The 25684-nt window shown below is 60.9% G+C and carries 18 protein-coding genes; 4 read left to right on the top strand and 14 right to left on the bottom strand.

The window, feature by feature from the left end; genetic code table 11:
- Positions 1-76: 76 nt before the first annotated feature.
- The 3 genes from VGB22_06770 to VGB22_06760 all read right to left on the bottom strand — a co-directional run bounded on the left by VGB22_06770 (position 77) and on the right by VGB22_06760 (position 3760).
- The gene (locus VGB22_06770) at positions 77-1114 is read right to left on the bottom strand and encodes an ammonia-forming cytochrome c nitrite reductase subunit c552 (protein ID HEX9750967.1); all 1038 of its coding nucleotides are present in this window, start codon (positions 1112-1114) and stop codon (positions 77-79) included.
- 215 nt (positions 1115-1329) lie between these two features.
- Positions 1330-2454 (bottom strand): cytochrome c3 family protein, encoded by a 1125-nt coding sequence (locus VGB22_06765; GenBank protein ID HEX9750966.1) that lies wholly within the window; start codon positions 2452-2454, stop codon positions 1330-1332.
- A gap of 1 nt (position 2455) precedes the next feature.
- Positions 2456-3760, bottom strand: a complete 1305-nt coding sequence (locus VGB22_06760) for a hypothetical protein (GenBank protein ID HEX9750965.1) — start codon at positions 3758-3760, stop codon at positions 2456-2458.
- Positions 3761-3984: 224 nt separating this feature from the next.
- Here VGB22_06760 and VGB22_06755 point away from each other — a divergent pair, with 224 nt between their 5' ends.
- Positions 3985-5103, top strand: a complete 1119-nt coding sequence (locus VGB22_06755) for a prolyl oligopeptidase family serine peptidase (GenBank protein ID HEX9750964.1) — start codon at positions 3985-3987, stop codon at positions 5101-5103.
- A gap of 76 nt (positions 5104-5179) precedes the next feature.
- Here the strand turns inward: VGB22_06755 and VGB22_06750 are convergent, their stop codons facing one another.
- From VGB22_06750 to VGB22_06730, 5 genes are all read right to left on the bottom strand, one after another.
- Positions 5180-5572 (bottom strand): acyl-CoA thioesterase, encoded by a 393-nt coding sequence (locus VGB22_06750; GenBank protein HEX9750963.1) that lies wholly within the window; start codon positions 5570-5572, stop codon positions 5180-5182.
- A gap of 32 nt (positions 5573-5604) precedes the next feature.
- Positions 5605-5808, bottom strand: a complete 204-nt coding sequence (locus tag VGB22_06745; protein HEX9750962.1) for a hypothetical protein — start codon at positions 5806-5808, stop codon at positions 5605-5607.
- 1 nt (position 5809) lies between these two features.
- A complete protein-coding gene (locus VGB22_06740; GenBank protein ID HEX9750961.1) occupies positions 5810-6097 on the bottom strand; it encodes a Smr/MutS family protein in 288 nt (95 codons plus the stop codon).
- Entirely contained in the window at positions 6090-7079 is a 990-nt protein-coding gene (locus VGB22_06735; protein HEX9750960.1) for a formimidoylglutamase, read from the bottom strand. The genes VGB22_06740 and VGB22_06735 overlap by 8 nt, the downstream gene beginning before the upstream one ends.
- A 122-nt stretch (positions 7080-7201) precedes the next feature.
- Positions 7202-9472, bottom strand: coding sequence for a hypothetical protein (locus VGB22_06730; protein HEX9750959.1), 2271 nt, complete (start codon positions 9470-9472; stop codon positions 7202-7204).
- A gap of 625 nt (positions 9473-10097) precedes the next feature.
- On the opposite strand from VGB22_06730, the gene VGB22_06725 reads away from it, so the two are divergent.
- Positions 10098-13928, top strand: coding sequence for a PAS domain S-box protein (locus VGB22_06725; protein HEX9750958.1), 3831 nt, complete (start codon positions 10098-10100; stop codon positions 13926-13928).
- A gap of 51 nt (positions 13929-13979) precedes the next feature.
- Here the strand turns inward: VGB22_06725 and VGB22_06720 are convergent, their stop codons facing one another.
- The 4 genes from VGB22_06720 to VGB22_06705 form a co-directional block, all read right to left on the bottom strand.
- Positions 13980-14192: a DUF2892 domain-containing protein gene (locus VGB22_06720; GenBank protein ID HEX9750957.1), complete on the bottom strand. Its 213-nt coding sequence runs from the start codon at positions 14190-14192 to the stop codon at positions 13980-13982.
- Positions 14193-14227: 35 nt separating this feature from the next.
- Positions 14228-15430, bottom strand: coding sequence for a hypothetical protein (locus VGB22_06715; protein ID HEX9750956.1), 1203 nt, complete (start codon positions 15428-15430; stop codon positions 14228-14230).
- 66 nt (positions 15431-15496) lie between these two features.
- Positions 15497-16288 (bottom strand): outer membrane lipoprotein-sorting protein, encoded by a 792-nt coding sequence (locus tag VGB22_06710; GenBank protein ID HEX9750955.1) that lies wholly within the window; start codon positions 16286-16288, stop codon positions 15497-15499.
- Positions 16285-18666: an MMPL family transporter gene (locus VGB22_06705; protein ID HEX9750954.1), complete on the bottom strand. Its 2382-nt coding sequence runs from the start codon at positions 18664-18666 to the stop codon at positions 16285-16287. Before VGB22_06705 ends, VGB22_06710 begins: the two co-directional genes overlap by 4 nt.
- A 364-nt stretch (positions 18667-19030) precedes the next feature.
- Between VGB22_06705 and VGB22_06700 the strand changes: the two genes are divergently transcribed.
- Together VGB22_06700 and VGB22_06695 are read left to right on the top strand one after the other, a co-directional pair.
- On the top strand, positions 19031-20773 hold the full coding sequence (locus VGB22_06700) for a lysyl oxidase family protein (protein ID HEX9750953.1): 1743 nt from the start codon (positions 19031-19033) through the stop codon (positions 20771-20773).
- Between the two features lie 39 nt (positions 20774-20812).
- Positions 20813-22828 (top strand): T9SS type A sorting domain-containing protein, encoded by a 2016-nt coding sequence (locus VGB22_06695; protein HEX9750952.1) that lies wholly within the window; start codon positions 20813-20815, stop codon positions 22826-22828.
- Positions 22829-22839: 11 nt separating this feature from the next.
- Here VGB22_06695 and VGB22_06690 read toward each other — a convergent pair whose 3' ends face one another.
- Both VGB22_06690 and VGB22_06685 read right to left on the bottom strand, forming a co-directional pair.
- On the bottom strand, positions 22840-23835 hold the full coding sequence (locus VGB22_06690; GenBank protein ID HEX9750951.1) for a DMT family transporter: 996 nt from the start codon (positions 23833-23835) through the stop codon (positions 22840-22842).
- A complete protein-coding gene (locus tag VGB22_06685) occupies positions 23835-25607 on the bottom strand; it encodes a DUF885 domain-containing protein (GenBank protein HEX9750950.1) in 1773 nt (590 codons plus the stop codon). The genes VGB22_06690 and VGB22_06685 overlap by 1 nt, the downstream gene beginning before the upstream one ends.
- Between the last annotated feature and the right edge of the window lie 77 nt (positions 25608-25684).

The raw sequence follows: 25684 nt of genomic DNA, 5'->3' as shown, positions 1-25684 counted from the left end.
TCAACGTTCTCACAGCGAAACGGGCCGTCCTGCACGACGCGGGACGGCCCGTTGGACGACTCACTCAAGCCGGAAACTACAGCCCGGCGATCCGTCGCTGGGTATCCACCCAATCCATCGTGGCTTCCAATACCGCATTGGCAAAGGCGGGATTGTGGACGCTCACGCTCAAGTCGTGGTCCAACAGCAGGAAATTCCAGACCGCGCCCCGCGCCTCCTCTGTCGCCGGAATGTTTCCGGGATTGACCAGTTCGCCATTGGCCTGAACCCATCCCAGGGCGATCAGCGCATCGCGCAATGCGTGCAGTCCTTCTTCAAACTCTTCCTGGGCGTCATCGACAAACCCGGTCAGCGACGCATCGGTCTGGTCGCCGTGGCAGGCCACGCATCCTTTGCCATTGACCCGAATACCGCCGCTGGCTTCGTAGTTGATCGCGAAGGTGTGTCCTCCGGCCAGCGCATCCTGGGCGACCTCGGCCATGTGGCAGTTGACACAGCCATTGGCAATGTTGTTATGGCCGTGGTTTTTCGAATACGGACCGTCGAATTCATACGCCCCGATGCCGGCCAAGATGTTCGATTGCGGACCGTGGTGTGGTCCCCAGCGCGACGATGTGATCGCCGTGGCCACATCCGTGATCGCCGGCACGGCGGGCCGCGCCTGGTGGCACATCGCGCAGGTGTTGCTCTCCTGCTTGTCGTACTGGCCACCGACCCACATATCGGTCGGGCCCTGTTTACGCAGACTGAAGTCTTCGTTGGTGTGCGGCGCGTGGCAGGCGAAACAGCCGATGGGCGAGGATGTCTCGACATCGATCTCCTCGCCGGTGGCGACGAAATGTTGATATCCCTCGGTCGTGTGGCAATGTCCGCACGTGGGGCTTGATTCGGAGCCGCGACGGACGAAGGATGCCGCGTTTCTGTGCTGCGATGCCGAGTATTCGGTTTGGACCGCCAATATGTAATTGGCCATGTTGTAGTCATCGGTGTGACAGTTCATGCACGAGGCGGTTCCCGGTGGACCGGCCGGTCCCTCATCGCCTTCGCATCCGACGAGCACAGCAATTGTCGCCATAAACGCCAAGGGCAGTGTCCAGTTCAGCAGTCTCTTCATAGCAAGCGCCTCCGATATGGTCGACTTGGCGAAGCTTTCTCTTCGCGAAGTGTGCCGCTTATGTATCGACGGCGATGCGACATGGTCAAGGGAATTAGAACACGTTTTGTCACAATGAGACGACACATATGCCGCGGATGTGAGAGTTGCCGCCGGCAAGCTTAATATGACCGGAACAGTCTTAATACAGTTGTGACTACTTCAACTGTGCTGAACTAACGTGGGCCATGGCAGCGCGTACAAAAGCCGATTCCGGTCTCACGGCTGGACGGGTCGTGGCAGACAAAACAGACCGCGTTGTCATCGTCATGCCACGAACCCTTGACGTCCTGCATGAAGCCGTCAGGGTGCGGGGAAACAGCATTGCGATGGCAGGTCAGGCAGGTTGATTCGGCGCCGCTTTGGTCATGGCATCCCGCACACAACTCGATGTCGTTGCGGGCGATATCGGCATGCGCCGCAAAGCGGAAGTCGGCGACTTCGTGCCAGACCGGACGGAACCGTCCGCCGTCATGGGCGGGATCATGGCAGGCGACACAAAACGATTCGGTCTCATGGCAGATGGCACAGTCGGAGGTCTTCGCGCGGACATCGCTGCCGTGAGTAAAGCGGTAATTCAACCCGTGTGCGCGCTGGAGAATCAGGGGATCGAGACCTCCCGCCGCACCGGCCAATGGCCCGATGCGGTCTCTGGGGGCATCTTCATCACCGACGACTGCGAAACCCAGTGCGGCGCCGTCATGGCACTCCTGGCAATAGGTCTGGGTGTGGCATTGTTCGCACGACCGGGCGTCGGACCGCGCCACATCGACATGATCCAATACCCAGTCGGCGACGTGGTCCTCGGGACGACGCCATTCGACTTGTGAGTGGCAGACACTGCAGTCATCGTTCATCTGCCGTTCCGCGTGGCACGCGACACAGCCGTCCATCGCCGGCAGCCGGAACGGCGATGTCGTCGCCTCGTCGATGCCCTCGTGACAGTGACTGCAGTCCAGGCCGACAGTTGAGCTGTGGAGCGCATGGGAGAAGATCAGTTCACGCTCGATCGCCCGTTCGGTGTAGCCATAGCGGTCGATGTCGGGTTCCTCGTGGCAGCCCAGACAGAGTTCACGCGATGGCAGCAGGTTGTCCGCCGAGGTTGTCGAGCCAGTGGCGGCTTCATGGCAATCGGCGCAGGCGATCTCCGCGTCGACCACATGAACGCGATGAGGGAAGGGGATCGCCGCCTCGCTGGGCCGCGAACCGATCAGCACATGGGCAACCGCGCCGACAAACACGATCAGCGAGACGGTCACGACGAGACGGCGCAGACGGCTTTCGTGGCGTGTCGCAGGCATCTTATGATCCATTCCCCAGACGATTGAAGAACCACCAACTCACTCGCGCGATCACGCGGAAATCCGACTCATCACCGGCAAAGTCCGACTGCGTCGTAATATTTTCGGACAGGAGTTGGGCTTCCAGATCGACATTGGCCGTGGGCGCGACACTCCAGCGGACCCCGGCCCATGTTGCCACCGCCCAGTTGGATTCATTCTGGTCCTCGTAGAGTTCGTAGCTTGCGTAATTCGTCCCCGCCCGCAACAGCCATTTCGGTGAGAGCGGAATCAGAGTTTCCCCGCTGAGACCGAGGGTGTTTCCCGATGCGCCGGCCTTAATATGCAGCATCGCCGAACCGTAACGATGGGATAAACCCAGATCGAACCGGCGGGCGTCATCGTCCCCCAGATCGACCAGCGCCCCACCGGCGTTGGCTGTCCAGTGGCTATTGAGACGGACATTGAATCGGATGCGTCCCTCGTAGTAGTCCGCATCGCTGAATACCCACATAATCGAGTTATAGGCGATGTTGGGGCGGCGATACCGGAACTGTCCGTGGACCGACACCGTCGGCGAGGTGCGCCAACGCAGCGACAGATGGCCGCGTCCGATGCGACGCGTCGGTTCGTCGTAGACGAGATTTCCATACAGCGATCCAAATCGTTGGATCGTGCGCCGCCAATCGATCCCGACCCGCCGCGCCGCCAGATCGTCGACCTCGATGTCTTCGTAAACTCGGGCGCGGTGCAATTCGGAAAACGCCACCGCGATGATGCCGAGCGCCCCTGTCGTATACCGAAGTTGCCCGCCGTACGTGCGGCCCTCGTCCCAGGCCGTCTGGTCGACGACCCCGTCTTCGGGGGCGTGGGTTCCCACGAATCCCTCGAGCGTCAACTGCCGGAACGGATGGATTGCGGCTGAACCGCCATCTAAGAGAACTGTTCCGGTCGGCCAGTTGATGCGGTGGCGGCCACCGGACAGATCGACGGCGTCCCCGATGTCACGCCAGCGGAAGTTCAGATTGTACAGCCGGTAATCATCGACATTGTCGCCGCGATTGCGCGCGTCATAGCGGCCGCGCACCGACGTGGTCACCATCAGATCGCGCCCGCCGATACGGGCCAACTGGAGACTGAGTGTGCCGGTGTTTTGGAGGTGGCGTGTGTCGGTCGTGTCCGTCTCGCTGCGTTCCCACAGGTAGCTGGAGATCCCGACCCGACCGGAGAAGATGGTCGCCTGCGCGGTGGCGGCGCACAGCACGCCGACCAGCACGACGGCTAACGCTGTGGTTCGTCGGCGGTCTGAATGGGCGCTGGGGTTCATGCGAAACCTCGGGCAGTTATCATCGGTGGCTGGCTGATCAGCGTCGATACCATGACCTCTCGTCGGTTGAAACGCAACGGAAACATCATGCCGTCCGCGAGATTTTGACAGGCGGTCGGGATGGAGTCGCACCCCGCTCAGGAGCCGCATGCTCAAACTATTGACATCAATCAGTCCTTTGTGACAGGAGGGGGCAAACCGCGTATCTTATCTATCAGGACAGCATGGCTGGATTGGGTGACAGGCGATTTTCGGGAATCCGCATCACGGCGGCGGCATGGCTTATGTCCATGCTGCTGGGGTGCGGCGGGTCGGATGCCCCCAGTGGTCCGGGTCGCATCATTGCCGGCGTCGATCTGGATGAGCTCTTCGCGGCCCCGACCGTGTCCGAGAAGAAGGCGGTCAAAGCGGAGTGGGCCAAACGCGATGTGTCGGCTGTCGATGCCGCCATCGTGGCGGGGAACACGCTGGCAGCCGGGCAAGGGACGCTCCAGATTCACATCGTATCGCACCGCGTCGACGATGTTCTCCACTACGGTGCGGTGATCGTGCCGGAGGGCGCCGCGCCGCATTCGCTGCCGATGCTCGTCTATGCCCACGAGGGCGACAATGGGATCGATCTGGATTTCCTGCTGCAGTACCTGCCGCTGACACTCGATGATCTGCAGGAGCAATTCGTGTTTGTGGTGCCGTCGTTTCGCGGCGAACGACTCCGCTATGACGATGTCGATTACCAATCGGAGGGCGAGGCCAGCCCGTGGGATCGCGATGTCGACGACGCACTCGCGCTCGTGCACGCTGCGACCGAGTTGTTCGACGCGGCCGATCCAATGCGTGTCGGGGTCCTGGGTTTCAGCCGTGGCGCCACAGTCGGCATGCTGATGGCGATTCGCAATCCGCAGATCGACGCCGTGGTTTCCTACTACGGTCCGACCGATTTTCTGGGACCATTCGTCGAGGACCTGGTGATCGAGGCGCTGGAAGGGCAGCCGCGCGACTTGCCGGGGGTGCAGTCGCTCAACGAACAGTTGATTGCGCCATTGGCGGATGGGGTCTTGTCGGTCGCGGATGTACGGCTGGGGCTGCTGAGACGCTCGCCATTGCACTTTGCGGCCGACTTGCCGCGATTGATGCTGCATCACGGCACAGCCGACGACGTCGTCCCGGTTGACGAGACGGAGCGGCTGATTCAGGCAATGGTCAAGCTGGGACGCAACTCACCGGAGTTTGTGTTCCACATTCATCAGGGCGCGGGGCACAGCCCGCTGGGGATGCTCTCGAGTCTGCCGGAGTCGCGCGCGTTCCTGGAATTCCTCACGACTCCGTCTGTCGCCGTATTCTGAGCGTGGATCGCAGTTGCGCGCATCTCGGATACTGCATGGGCCTCAAGGCCCGTCGCACCTCACGAACAGCGGACGCTTACGATCGAATCGCAGTGGGACGGCCGTCGGCGTCGACGGCGACCATGATAAACTGGCCCCTGGTCGCCAGAAAGCGTTCGCCGGAAAGGGGATGTTCGGCGTGCATCTCGACACCGACCGTCACGGAGGTGTTGCCGACCTTCAGAACACGCGACTTCAACTGCACGATCGTCCCTTCGCGGACCGGCTTTTTGAACTCGACCCGGTCGGAAGCGATGGTCACGACCGTCTTGCGCGAGAATCGTGTCGCGCAAATCCACGCGGCCTGATCCATCCACTGCAGCGCGTGCCCGCCAAATAGACTGCCGAGGTGATTGACCTGATACGGGAACACGACTTCGGTCAGAGTGAATTCGGAGTTGTCCAGGGATGTCGAATTGTCCTTCGGCATTGACGATTCTCCCCAAAAGCGATGATGGTTCGTTACCGGCCGTGTCCGATACGGCTCAGCACCCGCGCCGGCAGGGTGATCAGCGTGTGAAGCAACTGAAAGACCGCATCGACCGTGATGCCGATCAATCGAAAGGGCAGCATGAGCAGCCAGACGATCGGGTACAGCACGATGGCCAGAATCGCGATCGGCCAGCACAGAAACAGCAGGAAGAGCCAGATGATGAAGGTCAGCATATCATTCCATACGTCTCAGGTCGACTATGGTTGCGCCCCATGAGCCGCCGCTGGCGTGTTCATGACGGTATCTGCTGACCGCCGGGTGCTTCTCCAGGATCGCGTGTACGACACTCCGAATGGCACCCTTGCCTTTTCCGTGAACAATCCGCAGTTGATACACACCATTTGCACGGCACGCGTCGATATACTCGCGTACGACTGAGTCGATTTCTGCGCGTGCAAACTGGTGCAGATCGAGCGTGCCGTCGAGCGGATAGTCGACCGGAGCATCGTTCGGCCTACCCACGTCTGCTCCTGCCGCTCTCACTTCGGGATCGGATGATTTCGTATGCGATCAGTGCGGCCAGGCGCGCAGTCTGTCCGTCGCGGTCGAGTGCTGGGTTGCATTCGGAGATATCGACACTGGCAACCGGATGCTGCATGACCCGATGCGCCAATTCGATGATTCGCTCTGATGTGAAGCCAACCGGAGAGGGCGCCGAGACACCGGGCGAATCGGACTGACGGACACAATCCAGATCGACCGACATCATCAACGAAGCGCCGGCCCGCCTGAGAGCGCCTGCGAAGGCATCAATGGCGCTGCCGATGTCACGGGTCATCGCATCGCCTGTACTCAACCATTGAAACTGCCTGGTCCTGATAAACTCGAACGCCGCCGCATTGTTGGACTGTTCTTGAACCCCGATGCACAAGTAGCCGCCGGGTGTCAGGGCAAAATCTTTACTCTCGGCCATCTGGCGAAATGGTGAGCCGCTGTGTGCCTTGCCGTTGCGCAACGGACGGACATCGAGATGCGCATCGAGATTGACGACACCGCAGCGCCGCTTGAGCTCCGCGTAACCTAAGAAATGCCCGAAGGCGGTTTCGTGCCCGCCGCCGATGATCAGCGGAAATGCCTCGGCCCGGAGCACGGCTGATACAACCGCGCCAAGGGCCGCCTGCGTTGCTTCGAGGTCATCGTTGCAACGGACATTCCCCCAGTCCCGTATCGTGCCGATTTCGTGGGGTGCGACCAAGCGCGCAAAGTGCGAACGGATCGCATCGGGTCCGGCGGCGGCGCCGGGACGTCCGAAGTTGCGACGTACCCCTTCATCCTGCGGAAAGCCGATCACGACAACTTCGTCCGCGCGCAACGCAGCCGCATCCGGCGTATCGAGGACGATCACGTCACCCAGGCGCGCATCATCGGGACCGCGCGAGGAATAACCGGCGGCGTAAACCGAATCGCTCGATTCGAGCAGTTGGTCGAGTTTCGCCTTGGTCATCAGCATCCCGCACGGCCACGATGCGTTTTCGGGCGCAAGCACACAAGCGGCATTCCCTCCGGCAACAACCGCGTGCGTCTGAGGATCGTTGGTTGATGAGCGAGCTTGAGATGGCAGGGAGATTATGGACCGGTGATCGGGCCGCCGACCTGGCCGCGGTCGTCGGCTTTGATGATATAAATGTCCTGATCGCCCAACGATGTTTTGGTCTTGCCGGCGACTATCAACCCGCCGTCAAGCGTCGCGGCCACGGATGCGGCTTCGTCGTCGTTGGGTCCCCCGAGGGCAACATCCCATAGCCGCTTGCCGAAGTAGTCGACTTTCACCAGGTGAATATCGCGATCCAGACTGCTTTCCAGCTTCTGCCAGCCCGCCATGACAAATTCTTCGCCGGGAACGATGGCAACCGCCTGTGCCGTTTTGTGGGAGTATGTTCCGCTGTTTCCGGAAAACCCCGACCAACGCAGGATGCCATCGCCGGTCGTGCGATAGAGAAAATCGATCGTATTGTTTTGATACAGCACCTGACTGTGTCCGGCGAACACGAGATCACCGTCGTTTGTGGTCACGATATCCTCCCCGACCTCAAGACGGTTTCCCCCGAAGCGCCGGCTCCAGAGCCGATGGCCGCGTGAGTCGAATCGCTGCAACATCAGGTCGGAGTAGGTATAGGGCGCATCGACGTATCCGGTGACGGCATAATCGCCGTTGGACAGCTGCACGACCGAGTGGCCCATCGTTACGTCCGTGTACGACGTGTCCCATTGGCGATAGCCGGTGTCGTCGAGCTTTAACAGGTACAAGCCCAGCGTCTGCGGAAGTTTCAGACGCCCCAGGCCGGTGATCATCCAGCCGCCGTCCTGCGTGGCAATGACGCGGCGTCCTGACCCATGCCAGCCCCACCAGCCGTACCACACCCTCTGCCCGAACGCATCGACGCGTTCGACGTAGACCAGTTGCGTGGCGCCTCCGTACGACTGTGTTTCGCCGGTGACCATGTAGCCGCCGTCGGAGGCCGACGCCACCGAGTATCCGTAATCGTCGTCGGCGCCCCCGATTGTGCGATCCCACTCCATCTGGCCGTCGGCGCTCAGCTTCATCAGGTAGATATCGGTCTTGCCGTTACCCTTCGAGTCGGTCGATCCGACGATCACGTATCCGCCGTCGGGAGTCGGCACGACTTGTTCGGCCCAATCCTGTCCCGATCCGCCGAACGAGCGCTGCCATGTATCGATCACACGCCCGGAATCTGCGGCGATCTGCGCCTCCGCATCTTGAAAGTCCGCTGCAAACGCCGGTATCGACGGCGACAGCGCGGTCGCGTCCAGATTGACACCGCCGTGCACGCCGCCTTCGTAGCGCCAGCGCCATCGTACGCCCTCATCGATCGTGCCGCTGAACGACGTCGTTGGTGTCAGGTCCATGATCAGACTGGGCGGCTGGTCATAGTAGGCGACCTGCATCTCCGCCCGCACCGCCAGACGGCATGAGAGGCCGCCGCGTTCGTACCAGATAAATGGGTGCGCGTCGACCGTCCGGACCGGGTTCCACACCTCGATCCAGTTGTCGTTTCGTGTGCGGGCACCGACCAGCGGCGTCGCGCTGGTGCTCAGGCCAAAACGCACGGAGTCGGGTTTTACGGCGGCCACCGAGTATTCCAGGAACAGACGCGTCGTTGCGACCGATACCACGGGCAATGGCCCGACACGGTGCGACAACACATGCTCGAACGCCGCTAATGGGATTTCTCCGCTTTGCTCGTGCGCTCCTGCAGCCGCCCATACGACATCGGCCCAGAAGGTGATTTTGCCTCCGGCCAACGCCAAAAGCTCATTGAGTGTTCCGTCGTCGATCGTCGCCGCAATGTCGAGCGACGGGTCGAAGCGTATGCCGCCCGCGACCAGACGCAGGTCACTCTGCGTGCTCTTGTCGTCGCCCAGCGGGCTCAGACCGGTCAAATCCAGCCCTGCTGACGTCATCAGAATGTCCGGATGAAGATCAAGAAGCCGGGCGGAAACGATTTCTGTCGGCAGTTCATCGGTGCCCGAAAACACGGGAAGTGCGAGCGCCGCGTGATACGAGCCGTTGCGGATCGCATCGGTCAGCGACGCCGGCTCCGTCGCGCAAAACCACGCGCCCCCGGTATCGGAGATCGCGGTGATCCGTCGGAGAAATCCCAATCCCGATCCGCTGGCAATGATGTCGCCGGCGGACAAGACCGACGCTTCCGCAGTTCTTGTGATCAGGCAGGTTGAGTCGCTGACGTCCGCCAGGGAAAACCCCGACGCAATGTCGAGGATATAGAGATTGCTTGCGGGTTCAGTCCCCTGTCCCGGCCCGATTGCTCCATCACCCCCGCAGGTCTGGAACAAGAAGAGGGCTACCAGCGCCAACAGAGCACTCGCTGCCGCCGGCAGTCGCCTGAGCGCTAACCCGCATTTCGTCGGATGCCTCTTGGACCTCACGTCAACTCTGTGCACGCTGGAATCGAACGTAGCTTGCCGCCGGTCGGGGAGGGTCGACCTTCAATGCAATAACATACGAAGCTTGGGATTATTCCCCACAATCTGTCCGTCCGCGACTTGGGCGCTTGCAGAATCAGTCGACCTGAATGCCGCACAACGGGTTACATCGAGCGATAAGTGCCTGGGCCTTGGCGGCGGTCGCTCGCAAATCGTCAGGGGACCATCGGAATCGGGATTCCTGCGGGATGAAGTAGGTTGCGAGAGGTCATTCGTCCGCACGCGTTACGGGCGCGGCCCAACCGGACGCCAACCGTTAATACCACACCAAGTTGGTGCCGAAAACTATGAAGGAGCCTCGCAGTGTGTGGGCGGACAAAGGGGCTCATTCGATCCTTGAAGGGAGCATCAACGACGGCGGGGTATTCGCCGTCGCGTGTTCGTCTCTGCGTGCGGAACAGCGTCCATGCCTCGGTTAATGTTCGAAAATCAGGAGACCGATCGACGCGCTACGACGGGTGAGGGAGCTGCGTCCGGCGCGTGCGATCATTCGCATTTGCCTGATAGCAATTCGGCAACCAGCGGGAATGTCTTGCACCAGAACGAACGGGTTCTGGGGGTCATCGCCGGTACGTCGAATGCAGCCAGCAGCGAAGAGTTTTTCAGCTTGCTGGTCCGTTCGCTGGCATCCGCACTGGGCGTGTCATCGGTCGTCGTCGCGCGGATGCGGGACGATTCACTCTCGTACGCCCAGACACTGGCGGTCTATCACGACGGTCAGTCTCGTGACAACTTCGATTTCGAACTGCGTGGGACATTGCTGGAACCGATCCTGCGGCGCACCGTCGCATTCTATCCACAGTCACTGAAGTCACGCCAGGCTTCCGGCCGGCTCATGCAGGAACTGGAGGCGGACAGCTTACTGGCAGTGCCGCTGATCGGGACCGACGGACGCACGATCGGGCTGCTGGCGGCAGCGGATCATCGTCCCATCCGCGACGGCGAAGCCGCACGATCCCTGCTGACGCTGTTCGCCGAACGTGCGTCGGCTGAGTTGGAGCGGCAACTGCACGAGGCCGCATCGCGGCACCACCGCGGCCTGCTGAATCTGATCGCCATGATTTCGGCGCGATTCATCAACATGCCGATTGGCCAGATGGACGAGGGGATCAACAATGCGCTGCGCGCGGTCGGCGAGATCGCGGGTGTCGATCGCGCCTATGTATTTTCCTTCTCGGGCGATGCGTCGACGATGACCAACACGCACGAATGGTGCGCGCCCGGCATTCCGCCGCAGATGCACGAACTGCAGCGGCTGCCGGCGACCAGCCTGCCGTGGGGCATGGAACGGATGCGCGCGTTTGACGTGATGCACGTGCCGCGCGTCCGCGATCTGCCCGCCGCCGCTTCCTCGGAGCGCGCTATTTTCGAATCGGGGGGCATCCAATCGCTGATCTGCGTGCCGATGGTCTGCCGCCACACGCTGGTGGGCTTCGTCGGATTCGACTCGGTGCGCACCGAGAAACATTGGGGTGAGGATGACATTGCCTTACTACGGATCGTCGGCGAAATCATCGCCAACGCGCTCGAACGCAAGCGCAGCGAGGATGAGTTGCGCGAACGGGAGGTCCGCCTTCGGCTTTCGACCGAACAAATTCCTGCCGTCCTCTGGACGACCGATCGGCAGTTAAACCTGATGACGGTGACCGGGGCGGCCCTGCGGACACTGAAGCTGGACCCAACGTCGATTGTCGGACAGAGCGTGGCCGGTATGTTCAGCGCGCCGGAAGCCGTCTCACAGGCGCTGGAAACACACCGACGTGCGCTCACCGGCGAATCCGTCTCGGCGGAAATCGGTTGGCACGAGCGAATCTTCCAGTCCCACGTCGAGCCGTTGCGCAACGATCAGGGCCGCATCACCGGTACCGTCGGGATCGCCGTCGATGCCACCGAGCGCAAACAGAGCGAGCAGCTCTCCGAGCTGCAGCAGCGCATCCTTGAACGCATTGCCATGAGTGGATCGCTTGCTGATGTCCTGAACGCGCTGTGTCGCCACGTGGAGCGGGTCATGCCGGGTGCGTTGTGCTCGGTCATGTTGTTGGACCCGGAGGATCGAAACCTTAAGCTCTACGCCGGTCCGAGTCTGCCGCCGCCCATGACCGCAGCGCTCGCCTCATTGACCCCCGGACCCGCGTCCGGCTCGTGCGGCGCGGCCGCTTACACCGGCACGGCTGTCTTTGTCGAGGACATCCGCACCGACGATCGTTGGCACGATCTGCGCGCGGAGGCCGAGGCACTGGGTATCCGTGCGTGCTGGTCGATTCCGATTCTCTCCGAGTCGCAATCGGTCGTCGCCACGTTCGGAATCACGTTCACGCACACGGCAAAGCCAACGGCGTTTCAGCGACGCCTGCTGGAGACAGCCCGCCATCTGGCCGGGATCGCCATTCGTCACCAGCACGCGCGCGAGGCGCTCAGCGACTCCGAACAGAAGTGGCGCAGCATTGCCGAGAACTCCGCAGACTACGTGATCATCATTGATCCGGAGTTTCGCATCGTCTTCATCAATCGTACCGTGTCCGATCTGTTGGTGTCGGAGGTCATCGGGAGCAGGATTACCGACTTTCTCGATGACCGCAATGCGGAGATCGCCCGTGCCTGTTACCAGCGCGTGCTGAATTCGGGCCAGCCCGACTTTTATGAATGTTCATACACACCGGGCGGCGAGGGAGTCCGCTACTTCGCATGCCGGGTCGGACCGATCCGGCAGGGCGAACGGGTCGTGGCGCTGACGGTCAGCGCCACCGACGTCACCGACACGATGCGCGCGCAGCGTGCGCTGCGCGACAGCGAAGAGCGCTTTCGCCAGATGTCGGAGACGATCGACGAGGTTTTCTGGCTCACGGATTGGTCGAACAATCGCGTCGTCTATGTCAGCCCGGCGTATGAGCGTGTCTGGGGGCGGACCTGCCAAAGTCTCTACGATGACTCGCGCAGTTGGGCCGACAGCATACACCCCGATGACCGTGACCGCGCGTATCGGGCGTTTGTCCGTGATGCGGAATCGGGCAACTACGACATCGAATACCGACTCCGGCTCCCCGACGGCACCGAGCGGTGGATTCACGATCGCGCATTTCCCATTCACGATGAGTCGGGTCGTGTCTACCGTCTGGCCGGTATTTCCGAAGATGTCACCGAACGCAAAGAGGCCGAGATGCAACTGTCCCGGGCGCGTCGTCTGGAGGCGGCGGGCCAACTGGCCGGGCAAATCGCGCACGATTTCAACAATTTGTTAGGGCCGGTCCTGGCCTATCCGGAATTGATCCGCATGCAGATCGAGCCGGACAGCCCCGTCGCGCGCATGTTGGGCGACATCGAAGACGCCGCCACGCAAATGGCGGAGATCAACCAGCAGTTGTTGACCCTCTCGCGGCGCGGACATTACAACATCGAAGCGGTTGACATGAACGCCCTGACCGAGCGGACGTTGCGGACACTGGAGATACCCGAATCGATCACGGTCGACTGTCGACTCGGAAGCGATCTGTTGCCGGCGCGCGGCGGGCGTGCACAACTGGCCCGTGTCATCGCCAATCTGATTCAAAACGCGCATGAAGCGATGGGTAACGACGGCACACTCACGCTCAAAACCGAATTGGTCTATCTCGACACTGATGTCCAGCGGTATGAGTTGATTCCCGCCGGTGAGTATGTCCTCTGGTCGGTCGGGGACACCGGCGGCGGAATCGATCCGGGGATCACCAACAAGATCTTCGATCCGTTTTTTACGACCAAGTCAAGCGACAAGCGGCGGGGCAGCGGATTGGGACTGGCAGTCGTCCATTCGGTCGTCCATGATCACGATGGATACATCGATGTCGAATCTACGCCGCATGTCGGCACGACCTTCCGTCTCTATCTTCCCGTGGAGCGCACGCTCGATGTGGCGGCCGACGACCCCGACGAAATCCCGCATGGACATAATGAACACATTCTCGTCGCCGATGACGATCCTTTGCAGCGCCGGCTCGCACACACGGCGCTGGAGCGCCTCGGCTATACCGTCACCCTGGCGACCTGCGGCGAAGAAGCCGTCGATCTGGCCGCCCGGCAGTCATTCGATCTGTTGATTTTGGACATGATCATGGACGGGATCGACGGGGCCGAGACTTATGCACGCATCTGTCGGACACATCCGCAACAAAAGGCGATTGTTCTGTCGGGTTACGCGTCCGGGGATCGCGTCGAAGATGCGATCAATCTCGGCGTGCGTCAGTTTTTGCCCAAACCGGTCCGGCTGCCCGCTCTGGCCAACGCCATCCACGCGGCCCTGCACTCCGACAACGGCGGTCGGCCCGCATCCGTCACCACGTCACGCGGCTAAACCCGGCGGCTCAGTCTGCCGCACGCCGATCACATCCGGTCGTATCGCCCATCAGGCCGGGATGTTGCCGCCTTGTCGTTCGGTAAAGACGGTCTTCCTGAGGATGTCCTCCATCAGGCACCATTTGGTAAATGCCGATTGCAGCAGGTTGGCGCCGACGAAGGCCGTGAACAGGAAAAAGTAGGGGCTGACAAACCAGCCGAGGGCGAGACTGGCCAGCACGAACGTGCCGGCGATGGCGCGGATGACCCGTTCCAATGACATCTGTGTTTCCTCCCAGACTCACGATAGGGCAAGCCTTAAAAACTGAAGCGCAATCGGGCAAAGGCATTCGAGTTGCCCTGGTACTGTCCGAACGTCGTGTAAATCTCGTCACCGCCGATAATCGATGCGCCGACTGATACGCTGACCGCGTCACTGAACAGATAGGTCACGAGTGGGCGCGCATGATAATCCTGGTCGGTGATTCCCCAGAATGCGAACACGGAGAGCATCAACGTTTGGTGCATCGCCCACTTGGTGATCCGCACGGTAGCGGTCGAGCGCAACTCGTCGAATCGTGGCGCGTCACCGGGAGAATCTGTCTCGGCCAGGTTATCCGGCGTCGTCCAGATGACGAAGTACTGGGTGCCCGCAGTCCATTCGCGCCCTAAACTCTTCTCAGTACCGGCAAAGGCACGAAGCTCGGAATTGGCGATCCAGGGATGGTTCCCGTGTGGATCATCGAGCGAGTGGTAATACGCAAACTCGGCATGGCTGAGAAACGAACCCAGTGGAAGACGAATACTGGCACCCCATGCAGCGAGTTCGGGATGGTATAGCCAGGCGCTGTCCTGATCAAACTGGACCCCGACCGGCACCGGCCAGTGGCCCCAGTAACCGTACAGTGCCCATTCGGAATCACCAATACGGCCCGCGAACCGGGCTGCTGTTTCCGCATGTCCTGTGACAAAGCGGCTGACGCCACTCTCCACAGTCGTCTGCGCAAGAGGGTCATACAGTGAGATTCGGTCCGGGTCTTCGATTCTGTCCTGCGTGAAGCGTGGCGATACGGCCCACTCGAAGGTCGTGCGGCCGCTGTAGATGCTTATTCTCAGCAGACTCTGCGGTCGCTTAAGGTAGGAGTCATCCAGGCCGACGAAGAACGCAACCCAGTCCTTGGGGAATAGGTCGTTGGCGAATACGAGATCGCCGGTACCCCAAGTCGCGACCTGCTGCCCTGCTTTGATATCGAGCCAACGAGCCGCACGGAGTAGAATGAAAGCTTCGCGCAAGTCGACGCTGGTCACAAACGAAGAATTCTGGGTATTGTCGCCGATAACGTCAATGCGAACGAAGATGTCTGAGCGCTCGCGGGAATCGCGCATAGAAAGCTGGCTTCTAATTTCACTGCGCGGATGATCCCAATCGAGAAAGTCGCGGCTTGGGTCCAGTGCCCGATTGAATTCGACTCGAACCGCCTGAATCGTCTCGACGAATCCTCCCAACTGAGGCTGCGCCATCACAATCGGCGCTGTTGTGCACATCACAGCAGAGGATACAATGATGCCGATGGTCGGTCGCATCTACTATCGCGTATACTCGGCTGGTGGGTTCTTCAACAGCCGCTCACTGAAGTCGTCGGCTTTCAGGATCGTCGTATAGCTGATATTGTCAAACGAGATCATCGTCTTGCGTCCGTTTTTGAGATCCTCCATCGTGCGTTCGGTCGCAGTGGGGAAGCCGTCGATCGTCTCGATCTTGCCGACCGTGAAGCGCCGTGTCAGCGCGTCCCTGCCGTCGAAGTATTCCTCCTGCAATGGCAGCATCGTCGAGTCATCGACCCAGACAATTCGATAGGCGTAGTCCGCCGTGCCGGGATCCTTCGGCACGGCCTTGATCTTTCGCGCGTGATGTCCCATCAGTGTGTCGGCGCCGATCAACGTGTGAGCGTCCAATGTCGGCAATCGCCCGGAGACGTCCTCATAAGTGAATTCCGATCCGACAAACGACGTGCGCCGGTCATCGGCGGCGATGCGTTTGACCAGGTCGAGCGCCGGGACATACAGCCACCGGTCGTCATTGCCTGCGGCGTTCTTGTGCACGAGAAAGGCGGTGCGGCGGACATCGGCGGGCTGGAGAAAGTATGTATAGTAGCGCTGATCGCCCATATCGGCAACATCGCGGCGCAGCATCCAAAACTCGCGAATGCGCGTGTTCCCCTTCTTGTCGGTCAACGTCATGGTGACACGCGCCTGACCGCCATCGGCGGCGTAATAATATGCCTGGTGCGACTGCGCCATCAGCGAGTCGGCATCGACAGCGTATGCCGGTGCATTCAGCAGAAGCAGCGCGAGTAAAGTGAGAATCCGGTATCTCATGATGAGACCTCCTCGATGACCGGATCGGAGGCCGCTGCCGGTCGGCCGGCCGATTCGACGGATTGTCCCCAGGAGGCGAAGCCGCGCCGTCGGCGCAACATCATCAACGCCGGAAGAATCAGAAACGTGGCAAAACCCGACAGGAACATGATCAGCAGAAAAAACGTACCGACAGTGACATACGGCACCAGGTCGGAAAACAGCAGCGGGACAAATCCCAAAGCGATAACGAAGATATTGCGCGCGATGGCGCGCGCCGGTTCTTCGAACAGGGCTTCGAGCGTGGCGCGCAGAGAACCGTTTTGCGCAAACAAATCCTGCCCGCGTTTGAGAAAGTGGATCGCAAAGTCGATCGAGAGCCCCAATGTCAGCGACGAAAGGATCGCGATCGGCATGTCGTACGGCTTGCCGATCCAGCCGATCGCACCGTAGACAACCGTAATGGTCAGCGACAACGGCACCATCGAGATCAGACCGAGCGATACGGAGCGCAACAACAGGATCATCATGATCAGCACAACGGCGAACGAGCCCAGCAGCGCGTTGCGCATGCCGGAGACCATCTTCTCCTGCCAGATCACGTTGACATAGCTGAGTCCGCCCCAGGCAAAATCGAGCCCGGCAGGAGGCGGGGATTGCGCGTTGAACTGAGCGGCCGCGTCGACCACCGCCCGCACCGAGCGATTGTCGCCGTCGCGCATCTGCACCCAGAGCGCCGCCTTGGCGCCATCGGGGGTGATGAACTTGAAGAGATCGCCGGGATCGCCCCCGGCGGCTTCGTAGAGAAACAGCTCTTGCGCGATTTCATCGGAGCCGTCGGGGATCGCGTAATAAGCGGAATCGCCGTTTTTCAATTCGTAGCGGACTTTCTTGACGATATCGGTGATCCCGGTCGTGCTGCCGACCTGCGGCATCTGGTCCAGTCGCCGCTGCAGTCCCTCCATCTGCCGCAGCACGGCCGCATCCTTGACGGTCCCTGCGGGGGTGTCGGTCGCGTCGAATTCCAGGTACGCCAGATACGGTCCTGCCAGGTGCCGGCCCAGTTGATCGTCGGCGATCCGGATCGGATGCGACGGCTTAAACCACTTGGTCGGGTTGTCGTTAATTTCAATGCGGGTGATGCCTATGAAGGCGAGCGCGATCAGTGCGGCCGAACCGATCAGCACCGCATGGCGCGCGCGCATCGCCAGCCGCCCCACGCGCGGGAGCACTCGTCCCAGGAGGGATCCGCCTTCGTCCTGGCGGCCGAAGTTGGTCAGCGTGCGCGACGGCAGCAGAATTGCATAGGCCGTGTTGAATGTGACTGTCAGTACGAACGCAATCGCCACACCCAGCGCGACGAAAACGCCGAAGACGCGCACCGGCGGGATCGGCGCGCTGACCAGCGAGACAAATCCCACAAAGGTGGTCAAAGAGGTCAGCAACATCGGTGAATACAATTCATTCATCGTCCCGGTAATGGCATCGCCGGCGCCCGTGGATCTTTGGTAGCGGTCGTGGAATTCCGAGAGGAGGTGAATCGAATCGAGCACCGCGATCGGCATCAGAAAAATCGGGATCATCGAACTCATGATGTGCAGGGTGAATCCGGCGGCGACCAACAGCCCCATCGTCCAGATGACCGTCATCATGGCGACGATCATCGGGGCGGCCACGACCGAGAGGCGGCGGAAGAAAACCAGCATCAGCAGGAAGATCAGCAGACCGGCGGCCGGAGCGGCGATGCCCATTTGGCGAAACATCTGTTTGCCGAACGTTTCCTCGGCGACCGGCAGACCGGCGAGATGGAATGCGGGAAATCCGCTGTCTGCCGTGATCCATTCATGGATGTGTTCGGCGACATCGTGCGCGTACGATTTCGACTCCAGCGGGATATAGACCGCGGCCGCCAGACCGTCGTCGGAGGCGACTTTGCCCCGAAGGATCGGGTTTTGCCGGATCTTCTCGGCCGGCGACGGCTGGTGGGAGCCCCAACCCTGGCGATCCTGCATCAAAGGGCCGACGACCAGCATACTGTCGGGCGTTCGGTAAATGTCGTCCAGCGTCGATGGCGCCCAGACATCGCCGACCACGACGCCCTCCATCTCCTCGATGACCGTCACCAGAGCTGCCAGTTTGTCGTTAAATACCGGTGTCAGCAGCTCCTTGTCGTCGACAAAGCCCAACACGAGAAAGTCGGAGAGGTCGAATTCCTCCTTGATCCGATGATGTGCCAGGCGCACCGGCTCATCGGCGGCCAGCATGTTTTCCGGATCGGTGTCGATGACGGCAAAGGGAATCGGGATGGCCAGCAGGATCGTGATGACGACCGCAACGCCGATCACCATGCGAGGGTGATTGACGGCGAGCCGGACAAGTCGGTGTTTGGGGTGCACCATGTGTCTGGATCCGATGCGGTCGGGCACGTGCACAGTATCACAGATACGCGAACGGATCAATGGCGATGGTCACTGCCAGTGGTTGCCTGTGAGCTTTTGACAGTCCCGATCCGCTCCGTAGGCCGTTGACGCCTCCAGAGTAACCCGTTTGGGGGCATCAGCTTTGGGATCGGAAGAATCGGATTGGTTCGGCGCGTCTGCCCCATCGCGATGCCGATCATTGTCAAAGGACGCAAAATTGTTATCTTGGCATGGTGTGAAGAGATCGGGGCGTACGTTTCCTTTTCCAATTCAGAGACAGCATTGTCGGGTTCCTAAGATGCATCGCAGACGGTCGCACGCCATAAGGATTGTTCGTCGGGTCATGACGCTGGCCTTGGCCGTGGGGCTGACCCCTTCCGATTCTGAAGCTCAGGTCGTCGATTTGTTGCCCGATATCATCGTGCGCGAATCGGACCTCTACAACAACGACATCTCCACCAACATCATCCCTGGTCGGACGCACCTGCGCCTCAACAACGGCACCGCCAACATCGGCGCGGGGAAGCTCATGTTGCGCGGGGTCTGGCCGCCGACCGTCGAGGGCATCACGGTCAATCAGCGTATTTTCCGCAGCGACGGCAGCTACTACGACACGCTGGCCGGAGTCTTCGTCTATCATCCGGGACACAGCCACACGCATTTCGAGGGATGGAGCGCCTATCGCCTGCGGGTCGTGCTTCCGGGCAATGGTGTCGGCGACGTGCTAGGCGAAAGCGAGAAGACCAGCTTCTGCCTCGCGGATTTGTCGGTCTACGACAACACGCTGCCCAATTACAATCCCGCCGGCGAGTTCTTCACCTGCGACAATCTCGTGCAGGGAATCTCCGTCGGCTGGATTGACGTCTACACCAAAACACTCGCCAATCAAAACATCGACATCACTGACATCCCCGAAGGCGTGTATTGGCTCGAATCGGAGGTCGACCCCGACAACAGCGTCGTTGAGTCCGACGAGACCAACAACATCGCGCGCATCAAAGTGGTCATTGGAACGAATGGGCTCTTGCCCGACTCCTATGAACCCAATGACAATGTCGGATCGCTGGCGGCCCGGCCGCCGGGACAGCCGAACAGCCCCAACCTCGGACCGTGCGATCCGCAGATCACGGTTTATGACTTGTCGATCCACGAGCCGGGCAACGACGATTACTTTCAGTTCTATTCCAATCACACCGGGACCGGATCCGACTTCGTGCGCATCAACTTCCAGCACGCGATGGGTGATTTGGACATGCAGTTGCTGAATGCCGCCGGCCAGGTCCTGTCGCAATCCACCGGGGTGACCAACAGCGAGACGATCTCGATGAACGGCCGCGCCGAGGGGTGGTACATCATCCGTGCCTACGGATTCAACGGCGCCACCAACCCGTTGTATTCGCTGACCGTCGATCCGCCGTCCAATACGCCGCCGGTAATCACGATGATCGATCCGCCCACCGGGGACGTCGAACGGATTCACGGCTTCGAAACGTATACCGCGACCTGGACCGTCATCGACAGCGAAGCGGATTCGACCTGGGTGACGGTGTATGTCAACGCCGCCGCCACGCTCGACGGCAATGAAGTGATGCTGGAAAACGGAATCTTCGTTCCCGGTGCACAGGGGTTCCATGTCGTCAATTCCGCGGAGTTTCCTGCCGGGACATATTATGTCTACGGCGCGTGCACCGACGGCGGCACCACGGTCGGCGATTGGTCCGACGGTACGGTGACGTTTACGGCGGCGACCGATTCCGATGGGGACGGGGTGTTCGACTTTCAGGACGTCTGTCCCTACTTCTACGATCCCGATCAGATCGGCTGCGTGCGTCACGGCGATCCTTACCCGAACGGTGTGACCGATGTTTTTGATGTGGCGTTGGCGGTCGATGTCGCCTTCCGCAACGGCACGACAATCCTCGATCCTGAGTGTCCGCACGATCCGGGCGGGCGTGCCGATGTCAACTGTGACGGCGTGGTCACGGTGCATGATGTCACGCAACTCGTCGATGTCGCCTTCCGTAACGGCACGGCGGCGTTCTGCAATCCTTGCGACTGTAATCCGTACCCGACCGGGTGCGAATAACTGCGGTCCGATTTCCCTCGCGCGGGAACGCGAGAAATCATGACGCCTCCACGATTGTTCTGTCTGGGCCTTGCGGCTGCGGTCATAATGCCTGTGATCGCCGGCGCCGCTGCGCCCGATTCGGACACACGATCGCCGCATCCGAAGACGGCCGATCTGTCGACCGCCTTCGACGCGAACGAACTCCTGATGGCCGTCTCGAATGTCGGATCGTTTGGATTCGACCCGACCGGCGTGTTCGGCGCCGGGGGGTATGGGATGTTCTTCCCGCGTGGAACCGCGATGCCGGTCATGTTTGCCGGCGGATTGTGGCTCGAGGCGTTGGTCGGGAAAAGCGTGGTCGTCTCGGCCGCCGATTACGGATTCGACTACGCGCCGGGACCGATGCAGAATGGTACGTTTCTGACGGACAACGACAGCTTTCGCGTCTACAAGATCAATCGCGGCGACACGCACGGGAACAATCCCGACTATGCCGAGTGGCCGTCTCACGATGGCGCGCCGATGCTCGTCGACGCAGACAGTTTTCCGGTGCTCGACGGCGACGGGCATCTAGCGCCGCTGATATTGGGCGATCAGACTCTTTGGTCGGTGTTCAATGACACCGATCCGTCGCGCCGCAGCAGCGGTACCGGCAGCGGCCCGACACGAATGCTGGGCCTGGAGGTACAGTCGACGGTCTGGGGGTTTGGCCGCGCCGGACGCATCGGGCGCATGATTTTTGGACGACTGATTCTGATCAACAAGGGAGACAGCACGTTGATCCGGACGCATGCGACACTCTGGGCGGATGCCGATATCGGCAACGGCGCCGATGACTTGTTCGGCTGCGACAGTGAACTGGCGATGGGATACACTTACAACGACGGCGACGATGCTGTCTATGGGGCGTCGCCGCCTGCTGTCGGCATCCAGATTCTCGATGGTCCGCCGTTGGCGGCTCTCAACACGTACCGCAACGGTCAGGACCCGCACAGCGATGTTGTCGCCGTCGACCTGATGCAGGGATACAACCGCAACGGCGAGCCGCAGTACGATCCGTTTGCCGGCGAGGAAACGCCGTTTATCTACAGCGGCGATCCGGTAGCGGGCACCGGCTGGATCGACACCAACCCCTCAGATCGGCGCATGATGGTGACGGTCGGACCATTCGACATGGCGCCGGGAGATCAACAGCGCATCGACTATGCGGTGTTGGTCGGCCAAGGGGCGGACGGGATCGCATCCGTCGCCGACCTTAAGGAAAGTGCGCGTCTGGCACGGGCTTTGTATGTCTTCGGGTTCTCGGTTCCTGCGCGGGCCGATTTGGACCTGCTGCCTGGAGACTGTCCGAATCATCTCAATCAGCATCCCGATGCAGGGATCATAGCACCGCGTTCCACGTCGATTGCATACGGGCCCGACCTCGTACGCGCTGCGGTGTGGGGCAGGCCGGGTTTCGACGTAACAGAGCTGAACTTTGCGTCACTGCTGCTGGCCGGTGTCGGTGCGCAGTCCGTCGTTCTCGACGATCGTGGTGGTCCGGTCCCCGCTGAAGCCGGGCGCTGCCCCTGTGGCGACACACTCTCTGACGGCGACACCGACCTGATCTTAGGATTCGAACGCAGCGCGTTGTTTGCGGCCATCGGCGACTTTGACGATGGTGAGCAACGCTCATTGCCGTTGACGGGAACGACCAAGGGGGGCCTGCCTGTTGAGGGCTCCGACTGCGTAATTCTCTTCAGCGGCCCAGTTCCTGCGATTGCCGCTCCCCATGAGGAAACAAGAGACAAGCGCGCCCGCATCCGCGTTGGCGAGGGAAGACCCAATCCCTTCAACGCGGCGATGACAGTCCCATACGAATTGAGCGCCCCGGGGTCCGTTTCGGCCGAAGTCTATGATGTGCTCGGACGGTTTGTGGCAACGCTGGTCGACGGCTACCAGGGTTCGGGCACGCAGCACCTGACGTGGCAGGGCGCGGACTCTCACGGCGCCCCGGCGCCGTCGGGTGTTTACTTCGTTCGCATCAGTGTCGGTGACGATCACGTCGTGCGAAAGGTGTTGTTGCTGAAGTGACGCGCGTCCCATCACGCGGCACGGTCATTCCGGGCAGACGGGGATAATCCTGTCCGTTGCGTCTGCGCGATCGCCACTCCGACAAAAATCACAATCGCCCAGATCGCCATCGAACGCGTGAACTGTTCGCCCAAGAGGACCCATCCGGCCGCCGAGGCAACCACTGCTTCGATGAAGATGAACATGCTCGTGTTCAACGATCCCAATCGGGCCAATCCCGCATTCCACCAGTAATACGCCAGCCCCGAGGGGACGAGGCCAATGGCGGCGACGATGACCCACTCGCGCATCGTCAACCGACCGATTTGTTCGGGCAGATTCCCGGCCCCCACGGCCAAAAACGCGACAAAGCCCAGGGTCATGTGAAGCGCCGTCAGCGGCAGCGGGTCATAGTGCGACAGCCGCGCGCGCGTCATGACCGTGTATCCCGACCACGTGAACACCGAGAGAAACACCAGCAGATCGCCCCGGTTGCCGATCATCGACAATGATTGCCATTGTCCCCTCGCTATGAAGAGCGTCACGCCGATCAGCGCAATCGCCAGCCCGGTCAGTTGACGCTTTGTGACGCGCTCGCGCAAAAAGCTCCATGCCATCAGACCCGTGACGGGCGGAATGAGCGTCAGTATCCAACCGGTGTTCGTGGCCGAGGTGAAGCGCAGCCCGGTCAATTGTGTCCATTGATGCAGAACGATTCCGACAAGGGCCGCGCCGAGGATGATGCCCCAGTCCTTGCGCGCAGGGCGTTGGGTGCGTCGTGTCGCAAACGATAACAGCGTCAGCGTGATCGCCCCTATGCCAAAGCGCAAAACCAGAAAGACCGGCGATGAGAGCTTGGCCAGGACGATTTTCGTGTACGGGAAATTCGCGCCCCAGGATGTGATCGCCGCCAGGACAAAAATCACGCCCACCAGCGTCGAGACACCGGCGGGCTGCGCGGGCGAATGAGAAAGGGCGGCCGTCGCGGCCGCCCCGGTCGTCTCTTCCGTGGACGCCTGGTGCGGCACTACGTGCTTTCAACCTGGCGCTGCAGCCAGCGACTCATCTTTGCCTCCAGCAGATCCAACGGCAATGCGCCATCGCTGAGCAACTCATCGTGGAACGTGCGAATGTCGAATCGCGCACCGAGCGTGTCCCTGGCCCTCTGTCGTAGCTCGAGAATCTTTAACTGGCCGATCTTGTACGCCAGCGCCTGTCCCGGCCAGGCGATGTAGCGTTCGATTTCCGACTCGATGTCATGATCCGTCAGCGCGGTATTGGCGCGACAAAACGCGATCGCCTGCTCGCGCGACCACCCCTTGTCGTGGATACCGACGTCGACCACCAGACGAACCGCGCGCCATGCTTCGAAGGTCAGACGTCCAAACTCCGAGTACCAGTCGCCATAGAAACCGACTTCCTTGGGCAATCGCTCCGAATAGAGTCCCCATCCCTCGACAAACGCCGTGTATCCGCCCTGCTTGCGGAATTTCGGCAAGTCTTCCAATTCCTGTTGGATAGCGATTTGCAGATGGTGGCCCGGCACCGCCTCATGGAAGGCGAGCGCCTGCATCGTGTACTTCGGGCGTGTGCGCGGCTGATACGTGTTGATGTAGAAGTACCCCGGGCGCGAACGATCCTCCGGCGCGCTGTAGTAGTAGGCGGCCGGCGCGGATGCCGCGCGGAACTCTTCGATCTCGCGAAAGTCGTAGGGGGCTTTCGGCAGTCGGCCGAAGAGTTCGGGGAGTTTGCCGTCCATCTCTGCGAGGATCGACTTGAATCCGGAGACCAGCGAGTCCTTGTCCTCGAAAAACATCGTCGGGTCGGATTTCAGATGGGCAATGAACTCCGGAAGCGATCCACGGAATCCGGTCGAGTCCTTGATCGCCTCCATCTGCCTACGAATCGAGGCGACTTCCCGCTGTCCGATCTCGAAGATCTCATTGGGCGTCAGATTCGTCGTTGTGTATCGGCGCGCGAAGTACGCATACCGTTCGCGACCGTCCGGCAATGCATGGCAGCCGACCGAATCGCGGCAGGCAGGCAGGTACTCATCGCGCACGAATGCGCCGAGCTTGCGATACGCGGGGACGACGTCATCGTTGATGGCCGCCAGGATGTCGTCGGCGATACCCTGTCTGTCATCGGCGACAATCGACGAATCGATCTCTGCGAGTGCACCGGCCAGCGGGCTGTCGTTGGGGTCATCGACGATCTGCGCTTCGATCTGCGGCACGGTTTTCTCCATGATCACGCGCGCCGGCACCAATCCTTCGGCCATGCCGGACCGCATGTTGGCGATCGTCTGATCGACGAGGGCCGGAAACGCGCGCAGCCGACGGATGAAGTTTTCGCAGTCGGCCGGTGTTTCGAATGGGTGGAAGGTGATCAGCTCCGGAAAGGAAATGTGCACACCGTTTTGCTGCGACACGGGCATCAGGTGCCGTTTCCAGCGCATGTCCTCCAATGCGAGATCGATCTCGCGCTCGAAGAGTTCGACATTCAGGTCGCCGGAGGCGACCCCGCCCTTGGTGCGAATGCCATCGAGGCGTTTGCGGAATTCCTGCAGCGCCAGACGTTCGTCCTCGACTGCCGCAGGCGACACATCTTCGAGCAGACTGTCGAAACGATGATCGCCTTCGTAGGTCGCCCACGTCGGATTACGGGCCATGCGGTCTTCCCAGTAATCGGCGTAGAGCAAGTCAAGCTGCTCCATCGGTGGCTCCGTCTTTGCACAGCCGGATAGAAGCGGCGCCAGCAGAAGTGCCGCGCACAATTTCATGCGTCGCAGAGTGGTCATGATTCATCCTGTGGTTTGTATTCGCAGAAGTACAGTTCATTGCCGTCGGGATCGGAGAATGGAGCCAGGCGCACCGG

The organism is Candidatus Zixiibacteriota bacterium (genome assembly GCA_036397555.1).
Taxonomy (GTDB): domain Bacteria; phylum Zixibacteria; class MSB-5A5; order WJJR01; family WJJR01; genus DATKYL01.
This window is presented reverse-complemented; position numbering and strand designations above follow the sequence as displayed.